Origin of the sequence: Pseudomonas sp. KCJK9058 (assembly GCF_046230975.1) — a bacterium.
GTDB classification, from domain to species: domain Bacteria; phylum Pseudomonadota; class Gammaproteobacteria; order Pseudomonadales; family Pseudomonadaceae; genus Aquipseudomonas; species Aquipseudomonas alloputida.
The window spans coordinates 45,175-55,591 of sequence record NZ_JBJJLR010000037.1 but is presented as its reverse complement, the minus strand read 5'-3'; the positions used below and the strand labels follow the sequence as shown (position 1 = coordinate 55,591).

General features: G+C 61.9%; 11 protein-coding genes. All 11 read left to right on the top strand.

Annotated elements, in window-relative coordinates; genetic code table 11:
- Window positions 1-418 precede the first annotated feature (418 nt).
- The 11 genes from flgB (at window position 419) to flgK (ending at window position 10,411) form a co-directional block, all read left to right on the top strand.
- A complete protein-coding gene (gene flgB / locus ACK59Z_RS18820; protein WP_012051595.1) occupies window positions 419-829 on the top strand; it encodes a flagellar basal body rod protein FlgB in 411 nt (136 codons plus the stop codon).
- 2 nt (window positions 830-831) lie between these two features.
- Window positions 832-1,275, top strand: coding sequence for a flagellar basal body rod protein FlgC (flgC, locus tag ACK59Z_RS18815; protein WP_003254469.1), 444 nt, complete (start codon window positions 832-834; stop codon window positions 1,273-1,275).
- Between the two features lie 12 nt (window positions 1,276-1,287).
- Window positions 1,288-1,989: a flagellar hook assembly protein FlgD gene (gene flgD, locus ACK59Z_RS18810; RefSeq protein WP_003254468.1), complete on the top strand. Its 702-nt coding sequence runs from the start codon at window positions 1,288-1,290 to the stop codon at window positions 1,987-1,989.
- A gap of 28 nt (window positions 1,990-2,017) precedes the next feature.
- Window positions 2,018-3,340, top strand: a complete 1,323-nt coding sequence (gene flgE / locus ACK59Z_RS18805; RefSeq protein WP_064614947.1) for a flagellar hook protein FlgE — start codon at window positions 2,018-2,020, stop codon at window positions 3,338-3,340.
- Window positions 3,341-3,410: 70 nt separating this feature from the next.
- A complete protein-coding gene (locus tag ACK59Z_RS18800; RefSeq protein ID WP_003254464.1) occupies window positions 3,411-3,602 on the top strand; it encodes a hypothetical protein in 192 nt (63 codons plus the stop codon).
- 160 nt (window positions 3,603-3,762) lie between these two features.
- Window positions 3,763-4,503 (top strand): flagellar basal-body rod protein FlgF, encoded by a 741-nt coding sequence (gene flgF, locus ACK59Z_RS18795; RefSeq protein WP_003254463.1) that lies wholly within the window; start codon window positions 3,763-3,765, stop codon window positions 4,501-4,503.
- Between the two features lie 47 nt (window positions 4,504-4,550).
- The gene (gene flgG / locus ACK59Z_RS18790) at window positions 4,551-5,336 is read left to right on the top strand and encodes a flagellar basal-body rod protein FlgG (protein ID WP_003254462.1); all 786 of its coding nucleotides are present in this window, start codon (window positions 4,551-4,553) and stop codon (window positions 5,334-5,336) included.
- A 36-nt stretch (window positions 5,337-5,372) separates the two neighbouring features.
- Entirely contained in the window at window positions 5,373-6,068 is a 696-nt protein-coding gene (gene flgH, locus ACK59Z_RS18785) for a flagellar basal body L-ring protein FlgH (protein ID WP_143494361.1), read from the top strand.
- Between the two features lie 12 nt (window positions 6,069-6,080).
- A complete protein-coding gene (locus ACK59Z_RS18780; RefSeq protein ID WP_004575771.1) occupies window positions 6,081-7,190 on the top strand; it encodes a flagellar basal body P-ring protein FlgI in 1,110 nt (369 codons plus the stop codon).
- A gap of 11 nt (window positions 7,191-7,201) precedes the next feature.
- On the top strand, window positions 7,202-8,356 hold the full coding sequence (gene flgJ, locus ACK59Z_RS18775; RefSeq protein WP_230064960.1) for a flagellar assembly peptidoglycan hydrolase FlgJ: 1,155 nt from the start codon (window positions 7,202-7,204) through the stop codon (window positions 8,354-8,356).
- A 12-nt stretch (window positions 8,357-8,368) separates the two neighbouring features.
- Window positions 8,369-10,411 carry a flagellar hook-associated protein FlgK gene (flgK, locus tag ACK59Z_RS18770; protein ID WP_409293551.1) on the top strand — a complete coding sequence of 681 codons (2,043 nt, stop codon included), beginning with the start codon at window positions 8,369-8,371 and terminating at the stop codon, window positions 10,409-10,411.
- The last annotated feature ends 6 nt before the right edge of the window (window positions 10,412-10,417 follow it).

Below are 10,417 nucleotides of genomic sequence, written 5' to 3'. Positions count from 1 at the left end.
TGGACACAGGCCGTCGTAGGAGCGGGTTTACCCGCGAAGAGGCCGGCCCTGCTGGCCAATTTCCACCCGCCGTTCACCGTTGCCGCCGCTACCGTATTCGCGGGTAAACCCGCTCCTACGACGAATCGGGGGTGGACATAGGTCGGTGGTTAGGCACAGGCCGCGTGTAGGAGCGGGTTTACCCGCGAAGAGGCCCGCACAGGAAAACACTGACGTCAATTTTTTGTTTTGCCGCGTTTGCCGCCCATCAATTGCCGCTTTTGTCACCTCAGGCGGAAGGCCTTTGCCGCTTTTCTGGCATCAACCTGACAGTACTGCGCCGCAATCCTCCCTAAACACGGGCTTTTCAGTGGTTGGCACAGCCCTTGCTATACCTTGCTCAACGAAATTCCGGTCAACCTCTGAAGGTTTCCCCGACATGAGCATCAGTTTCGACAAGGCGCTTGGTATCCACGAAAAGGCCCTGGGCTTCCGCGCTCAGCGCGCCGAGGTGTTGGCCAACAATATCGCCAACGCCGACACGCCCAATTACAAGGCGCGTGACATGGACTTTTCTTCGGTGCTCGCCGCCGAGACCAGCAAGCAGCAAGGCGGCCGCTTCGCCATGGACCGTACCAACAGCCGGCATATCGAAGCCGAAGGCCTCGCCATCGCGGCTGACGATACCCTCAAGTACCGTACACCGCTGCAGCCGTCGATCGACCAGAACACCGTGGATGCGCAGATCGAGCAATCGAACTACACCGAAAACGCGATTGGCTTCCAGGCCAGCTTCACCTTGCTCAACAGTAAATTCAAAGGGCTGGTTTCCGCCCTGCGGGGAGAATGACCATGTCCCTTTCCAGTGTCTTCAACATTGCCGGTAGCGGCATGAGCGCACAGAACACGCGTCTGAACACCGTGGCGTCCAACATCGCCAACGCCGAGACCGTGTCTTCGAGCATCGACCAGACGTACCGCGCCCGCCACCCGGTGTTCGCCACCACCTTCCAGAATGCGCAGGCCGGCAGCAGCCAGTCGCTGTTCGAAGACCAGGGCGAGGCAGGGCAGGGCGTGCAGGTAAAAGGCATCGTCGAAGACCAGAGCACGCTGGAAGCACGCTACGAGCCTAACCACCCGGCGGCGAACAAGGACGGCTACGTCTACTACCCGAACGTCAATGTGGTTGAGGAGATGGCTGACATGATCTCCGCCAGCCGCGCGTTTCAGACCAACGCTGAACTGATGAACACGGCCAAGAACATGATGCAGAAAGTGCTGACCCTGGGGCAGTGATAGGAAGCCGACATGACCACCACCAATTCCACTACAGACGTCGGCAGCGCATATCTGACCTCGCTGCAGAAGCAGACGTCCAAGACTGACAGTTCTACCGGTGCCGCCGGCAGCGCGCTGGGCAAGGACGCGTTCCTGCAGTTGCTGGTCACCCAGATGCAGAACCAGAACCCGCTCGACCCGCAGGAAAACGGCGAGTTCGTGGCCCAGTTGGCGCAGTTCAGCAGCCTGGAAAGCATGCAGTCGTTGAACGACGCAGTGACCTACATCGCGGCCGGGCTGCAATCTTCCCAGGCCTTGCAGGCCTCCTCGCTGGTCGGGCGCAATGTCATTGTCCAGACCGACAAGGCCGTGGTCGATACCAGCAAGGACATGAAGGGCTCGGTCAACCTGACGTCGTCCAGTACCTCCACCTCGGTGGGGATCTACGACAAGGACGACAAGCTGGTGCGCACCATCGAGCTCGGTACCCAGAAGTCTGGCAGCATCGACTTTACCTGGGATGGCCTGAACGATGACGGTGAAGTCGCGGCCGCCGGGACCTACACCTTCAAGGCCACCGCCTCGATCGATGGCAAGGCCACGGCCATGACCACCAACCTGCCGGCCTCGGTAACCAGTGTGACCATGGGTAGCAACGGTTCGGAGATGACGCTCAACCTGGCCGGGCTGGGCAGTGTTGCGCTTTCCAAAATCCAAAGCATCGGCATCTAGGGCCTGAGCAAAACGACAGGAGTTACACATGTCTTTCAATATCGGCCTTAGCGGCCTCTATGCAGCAAACAAGGCCCTGAACGTTACCGGCAACAACATTGCCAACGTCGCCACCACCGGCTTCAAGTCGTCGCGTGCCGAGTTCGCCGACCAGTATTCCAACTCCATCCGCGGCACCAGTGCGGGCAAGACCGTGATCGGCACCGGGGTAAAGACCGCTGCGGTTTCGCAGTTGTTCACACCAGGCAATATCAATGCCACCGGCCAGGCGCTGGACATGGCCATTGATGGCAACGGCTTCTTTGCCCTGAACGACAACGGCTCGAAGATCTACACCCGTGCGGGCGCTTTCTACAGCGACAAGGCCGGTTATGTGGTGAATGCTTCGGGTGCCAACCTGCAGGGTTATGCGGTCGGCGAAGATGGCAAGATCATCCAGGGCATCCTGACTGACCTGCAGATCGATACTTCCAACCTGACGCCGAAGCCGACCAGCCTCATCACCGAGAAGATCAACCTGAACTCGGCCGCGACCTCCCCGTCGGTGACGCCCTTCGATCCCACCAACGCCAGTTCGTACAACTTCACGTTCAATACCCCGGTGTTCGACAGCCAGGGTAACGAACACCAGATGAATCAGTATTTTATCAAGGACGACACGACCAATACCTGGTCGATGCACACCACTATCGATGGGCGCAACCCGGCTGACCCGGCTTCCACCACGCCGTTGGTCAACGCCGTGCCGTTCAAGTCCGATGGTACGCTGGACAAGGATGCAATGACTGCGGGTGACGTCGCGGGCGGCCTGAGCATTGGCGAAGACAAGATCTTCCAGCTCAACGACTGGATCCCGGCACAGAAAAATGCCGCCGGAGAGTGGTCGGCCAATGGCGCCATCGCCAACGCGGACGGTGTGAAGCTGGACATGCTGGGTGCCACCCAATACAACGCGTCGTCCGCAGAAATCGCCAAAACCCAGGATGGCTTCGCCACCGGTGAGCTGTCGGGGCTGAGCATCGACCAAAGCGGCTACCTGTTTGCCAGCTTCACCAACGGCAAGGACAAGGTGATCGGCCAGGTGGCGATTGCCAGCTTCGCCAACCTGCAGGGCCTGACGCCGATTGGCGGTACCAATTGGAAAGAGTCCTATGCCTCGGGCGTGCCGGTGGTCGGCGCTCCGGACACCGGTACCCTCGGCCAGATTTCCGGTGGTGCCCTGGAAGACTCCAACGTCGACCTGACCGGCGAGCTGGTCAACCTGATCAAGGCGCAGAGCAACTACCAGGCCAATGCCAAGACCATTTCCACTGAAAGCACCATCATGCAGACCATCATTCAGATGACCTGATGATTGTTTTGGCTGTGGTGTTTGTAATTGGGGCCGCAACGCGGCCCCAAGAATGTGAAGGTTCACGCCAATGAAGCGGCTGTCGTTACTGGCCTTGTTCCCCTTGCTGGTGCTGGTTCTGCCGGCCCCCGCCGCCCCCGCCCCGTTCTATCAATGGCAAAGCCTGGTCACCGGCCGCTACCTGTGTTCGGCCCACAACCCGGGCAAAGGCTGGGTGCGCCATTCCGGCCCCTACAACAACGCCGCCTGCCGCGCCCATTGAGCAAGCCTTTGCCGCAGGCGGCAAACATCCGCCGACAAACTGACGGTTATTGCCCTTTGCCGCGCTGAAAGCCCCGTAAAACGGGTGTTTCAGACTTGGTTCAATTATTGCTTGGAACCTGCCCAGTGACAGCGCGGCAGCTACGCGCAGAGGAGAAACTGTGGACAAGTTGCTTTATGTGGCCATGACCGGCGCCAGCCAGAATGCGCTGGCGCAGAAGGCCCACGCCAACAACCTGGCGAACATTTCCACCAACGGTTTTCAGCGCGACCTGGAGCAGGCCCGCTCGATGCCGGTGTTCGGTGACAGCTTTCCGGCGCGCGCATTCGCCATGACTGAGCGGCCGGCCACGGACTTCAGTGAAGGCCCGTTGGTCGAAACTGGCCGCGACCTTGACGTCGCGGTGACCGGCAAAGGCTTTATCGCCGTGCAGGCGCCGGACGGCAGCGAAGCCTATGTGCGTACCGGTAGCCTGAACATCGATGCCCTCGGTGTGCTGCGTGCCGGCAATGGCATGCCGGTGATCGGCAACGGTGGCCCGATCGCCATCCCGCCGGAGCAGAAAGTGGAAGTGGGCGCCGACGGCACCATCAGCATCCGCTCCATGGGTGAAGACCCGCGGGTGATGGCCGAGGTCGACCGCATCAAGCTGGTCAACCCGGACACCAAAGGCCTGACAAAGGGCCTGGACGGCCTGATCCATACCGCCTCCGGCCAGCCGGCCGATGCCGACGTCAACGTGCGGGTGGTGGCTGGCTTCCTGGAGGGCAGCAATGTCAACGCTGTCGAGGAAATGACCTCGGTGCTGGCGCTGTCCCGCCAGTTCGAACTGCACGTCAAGATGATGAATACGGCCAAGGAAGGCGACGAAGCCATGGCTCGGGTTTTGCAAATCGGCTAATCACTTTTGAACGGGTGCCGTAAAACAGGCGCACGAGGAGAACTCACATGCTTCCGGCTCTTTGGGTCGCTAAAACCGGCCTGTCCGCTCAGGACACCAACCTGACGGTCATTTCCAACAACCTGGCCAACGTCTCGACCACCGGCTTCAAGCGTGATCGCGCCGAATTCGCAGACCTGCTCTACCAGATCAAGCGCCAGCCTGGCGCCCAGTCGACTCAGGACAGCGAGCTGCCCTCGGGCCTGCAGGTCGGTACCGGTGTGCGTATTGTGGGCACCCAGAAAAGCTTCGTCGCCGGCAGCCTGCAAACCACCGAAAACCCGTTGGACATGGCAGTCAACGGCCGCGGTTTCTTCCAGGTCCTGCAGCCGGACGGCACCGTGTCGTACACCCGTGACGGCACCTTCCACCTGAACTCCGATGGCCAGATCGTCACCGCCAACGGCTACGCCCTGGAACCTGCCATTGTCGTGCCTAACGACGCCCAGACCTTCACCGTTGGCCAGGACGGCACCGTGTCGATCACCACCGCCGGCAACCCGGCTGCACAGGTGATCGGCAACATCCAGACCGCCGACTTCATCAACCCGGCTGGCCTGCAGGCGATCGGCGACAACCTGTTCCTCGAGACCGCCGCCAGTGGTGCACCGCAGGTCGGCACCCCAGGCCTGAACGGTTTTGGCACCACCTTGCAGCAGACGCTGGAGAACTCCAACGTCAGCACCGTGGAAGAGCTGGTGAACATGATCACCACTCAGCGTGCCTATGAGATGAACTCCAAAGTCATTTCCACGGCCGACCAGATGCTGTCGTTCGTTACTCAACAGCTCTAAGCCCTGTCACTCAGCTGCGCCCGTGAGGTAAGTGTCATGAATCGTCTGTTGTCCGTTTTCGCCCTGGGGGGGGCGGTGTTGCTGGCAGGTTGCGTCGCACCGACGCCCAAGCCCAACGACCCGTACTATGCGCCGGTGTTGCCGCGCACCCCGTTGCCGGCAGCGGCCAACAACGGTTCGATCTACCAGGCTGGTTTCGAGCAGAACCTGTACAGCGACCGCAAGGCGTTCCGGGTGGGTGACATCATCACCATCACGCTCAATGAGCGCACGTCCGCCAGCAAGAACGCGGGCTCGCAGATCGCCAAGACCAGCAAGGCCGACATCGGCCTGACTTCGCTGTTTGGTAGCACGCCCAACACCAATAATCCGTTCGGTGGCGGTGACCTTTCGCTGGAGGCCGGTTATAGCGGCGATCGCGCGACCAAGGGCGACAGCAAAGCCACCCAGGGCAACACGCTGACCGGTTCGATCACCGTCACCGTGGCCGAGGTGCTGCCCAACGGCATCATCGCCGTGCGCGGCGAGAAGTGGCTGACCCTGAACACCGGCGAAGAGCTGGTGCGCATTGCCGGTATGGTTCGCGCTGACGATATCGCCACCGACAACACCGTGCCGTCCACCCGTGTGGCCGACGCGCGCATCACCTACTCCGGTACCGGTTCGTTCGCCGATGCCAGCCAGCCCGGGTGGCTGGACCGCTTCTTCATCAGCCCGCTTTGGCCTTTCTGAGTACGGATGACCATGTTCAACGTAAGGCAGCTGATTGCCACAACCCTGCTTTTGTCCTGCGCCTTCGCTGCCCAGGCCGAGCGCCTGAAGGACATTGCCAGCATCTCTGGCGTACGTTCCAACCAGTTGATTGGTTACGGCCTGGTGGTGGGCCTCAATGGCACGGGTGACCAGACCACCCAGACGCCGTTCACCCTGCAAACCTTCAACAATATGCTGTCGCAATTCGGCATCAAGGTGCCGGCCGGTTCCGGCAACGTGCAGCTGAAGAACGTTGCCGCAGTGTCGGTGCATGCCGACCTGCCACCGTTCGCCAAGCCGGGCCAGGTGGTGGACATCACCGTGTCGTCGATCGGTAACTCGAAGAGCCTGCGCGGCGGCAGCCTGTTGATGACCCCGCTCAAGGGTATCGACGGCAACGTTTACGCCATTGCCCAGGGCAACCTGGTCGTGGGTGGCTTTGACGCCGAGGGCCGTGACGGCTCGAAGATCACTGTCAACGTGCCGTCGGCTGGCCGTATCCCGGGTGGTGCCAGTGTCGAGCGTGCGGTGCCGAGTGGCTTCAACCAGGGCAATACCCTGACCCTGAACCTCAATCGCCCCGACTTCACGACCGCCAAGCGCATCGTGGACAAGGTCAACGACCTGCTCGGCCCTGGCGTGGCCCAGGCCGTGGATGGTGGTTCGGTACGGGTCAGCGCGCCGATGGACCCAAGCCAGCGCGTGGATTATCTGTCGATCCTCGAAAACCTCGAAATCGACCCAGGCCAGGCGGTGGCCAAGGTCATCATCAACTCGCGTACCGGCACCATCGTCATCGGCCAGAACGTCAAGGTGTCGCCGGCGGCGGTTACCCACGGCAGCCTGACCGTGACCATCACCGAAGACCCGATCGTCAGCCAGCCGGGGGCCTTCTCCAATGGCCAGACTGCCGTGGTGCCACGCTCGCGGGTCAATGCCGAGCAGGAAGCCAAGCCGATGTTCAAGTTCGGCCCGGGCACCACGCTGGATGAAATCGTCCGCGCGGTGAACCAGGTGGGCGCAGCGCCCGGCGACCTGATGGCGATCCTCGAAGCCTTGAAGCAGGCCGGCGCCTTGCAGGCCGACCTGATCGTGATCTGAGGACGGCGCGGATGAATATCAAAAGCCAGGTATCCGGTAGTGCCGACAGCGGCGCCTATACCGACCTCAACCGCCTGAGTGCCCTCAAGCACGGCGACCGCGACAGCGAAGCCAATGTGCGCAAGGTGGCCCAGGAATTCGAGTCGCTGTTCATCAGCGAAATGCTCAAGGCCTCGCGCAAGGCCAGTGACGTGCTGGCCGACGACAACCCGATGAACACCGAAACGGTCAAGCAGTACCGCGACATGTACGACCAGCAGTTGGCCGTGAGCATGTCCCGCGAAGGTGGCGGCATCGGCTTGCAGGACGTGCTGGTGCGCCAGCTGACCAAGGGCCGCAGTGCGTCGATCAATACCAGCCCGTTCCCGCGCGTCGATAGCAGTGGCCCGGCATTGTGGGGCAACAAGGTGGCGGAGCCGGCGCATGCCATGGCCTCGTCCACTACGCGAAATGACGTTGCTGCACTCAACGCGCGGCGCCTGGCCCTGCCCAGCAAACTCACCGACCGCCTGTTGGCCGGTATCGTGCCGTCGGCGGAAACTGCCAATAACGCCGCCGTGCCTGCCCGTGACGGTCAGCCAGTCGCCAAGGCCTTCGCCGTGCCGGACAACGGCCTGCGCATTGTCGGCCGTGCCGTGGCCCAGCCACCGCTGGCGCCGAACAAGGCTTTCACCGACAGCGACGCCTTCGTCGCCACCATGCTGCCAATGGCCGAGCAGGCCGCCAGGCGCATTGGTGTCGACCCGCGCTACCTGGTGGCCCAGGCCGCGCTGGAAACCGGTTGGGGCAAGTCGGTGATGCGCAACAGCGACGGCAGCAGCAGCCACAACCTGTTCGGCATCAAAGCCACCGGCAACTGGCAAGGCGAGCAGGCGCGGGCGATCACCAGCGAATTCCGCGATGGCCAGTTCGTCAAGGAAACCGCGGCGTTCCGCAGCTACGACTCCTACCAGGACAGCTTCCACGATCTCGTTACCTTGCTGCAGAGCAATACTCGCTATCAAGGTGCGCTGGATGCGGCCGATAACCCTGAGCAGTTTGCAAGAGAGCTGCAAAAAGCAGGTTATGCGACCGACCCGGGCTATGCGAAGAAGATCATCAGCATCGCCCAGCAAATGCAGTCAACCCCGCAATACGCCATGGCTGGCAGAACCACGAACTTATAAAAGGACTAAATCATGTCGAGCCTGATTTCCATCGGCCTGAGTGGCCTGAGTGCCAGCCAGGCGGCCTTGTCGGTAACCAGTAACAACATCGCCAACGCCGCGACCAGTGGCTACTCGCGCCAGCAGACAGTTCAGGCGGCGGGGCCCTCGCATAACATTGGCGCAGGTTTCCTGGGTACCGGGACCACGCTGGCGGATGTGCGTCGCATCTACAGTTCCTACCTGGACAACCAGCTGCAGACAGCCACCTCGTTGCAGGCAGACTCACTGACGTTCCAGGATCAGATCACCAGCGTCGACAAACTGCTGGCCGACCGTGACACCGGCATCAGCTCGGTCCTTACCGCCTTCTTTTCGGCCCTGCAGACTGCGGCGGCGAAACCGGGTGACGTTGCCTCGCGTCAGCTGCTGCTGACCCAGGCGCAAACCCTCAGCAACCGTTTCAACGCGGTGAGCACCCAGCTGACCCAGCAGAACGCCACGATCAACTCCCAGCTCGACACCATGGCCGGCCAGGTGAACAAGCTCACCGCCAACATTGCCGAGTACAACAAGCAGATCACCGCCGCCAGCGCCTCCGGCAACACCCCCAACAGCCTGCTGGATGCGCGCAGCGAAGCCGTGCGCCAGCTCAACGAGCTGGTAGGGGTGACGGTGCAGGAGCGTGATGGCAACTACGACGTGTACCTGGGCAGTGGCCAGTCTCTGGTCACCGGTACCAAGGCCAACACCTTGTCGGTGGAGCCGGGTGTGGCCGACAAGAGCCAGGTTGCCCTGCGCATCAACTATGACTCGTTCAGCTCGGACGTGACTTCGGTGGTGTCTGGTGGCGCCATTGGCGGCCTGTTGCGTTATCGCCAGGACGTGCTGACGCCGTCGATGAACGAGCTTGGTCGCGTTGCCCTGGTCGTCGCCGACAGCATCAATAGCCAGCTGGGGCAGGGCCTGGATGCCAACGGCCAGTTCGGCAGCTCGCTGTTCTCCAGCATCAACAGCGCCACCGCCATTGCCCAGCGCAGCCTGGCCTCGTCGAACAACAGTGCCGGCTCTGGCAATCTGGATGTCACCATCGCCAACAGCGGTGCGTTGACCACCTACGACTACGAGGTGAAGTTCACCAGCGCCAACCAGTACAGTGTGCGCCGCTCGGACGGCACCGACATGGGCAGCTTCGACCTGAATACCGACCCGGCACCGGTGATCGATGGTTTCAGCCTGGCGTTGAAAGGCGGCGGCCTGGCGGCCGGCGACAGCTTCAAGGTCATCCCCACCCGTGCAGCTGCCGGGAGCATTACCACGACCTTGACCGATGCCAACAAGCTGGCCTTCGCCGGCCCTGTCAGCGCGACCTCGGGCAGTGGCAACAGCGGTACTGGCACCATCACCCAGCCGACCCTGAGCGAGTCGCTGGACATCTACGGCGGTGCCGATACCGCGCTGATCCAGCAGTCGATTCGCGATTCGATGCCGGTGCGCGTGGTGTTCGATGCTGGCAGTGGCGGCTCCCAGGGCTACAAGCTGTTCGATGCCAAGGGCACCCAGATTGGTACCGGCAGCGTTGTACCCGGTACCGACAACAAACTGTCGGTGACCGTGCCGATGCTCGATGCGGCCGGCGACCCGATTCTGGATGGCAGCGGTAACCCGCGCACGTTTGCCGTCGAGACCACCATCGGCGGCAGCCCTGCGGCCAATGACAGCTTTACCCTGTCGTTCAATGCCGACGGCAAGGCCGATAACCGCAACGCAACGGCACTGCTCGACCTGCAGACCAAGTCGACGGTGAACACCGGTTCCGGCGGCGGTACCAGCTTCACTTCGGCCTACGCCTCGCTGGTCGAGCGCGTGGGTGCCAAGGCGAACCAGGCGTCCATCGACAGCACTGCGACCGAGGCGGTGCTCAAGTCCGCCAGCGAAAGCCGCAGCGCGGTGTCCGGGGTCAACCTGGATGACGAAGCGGCCAGCCTGGTCAAGTTCCAGCATTACTACACGGCGTCCTCGCAGATCATCAAGGCGGCGCAAGAAACCTTCAGCACCCTGATCAACGCTTTGTAAGGAGTA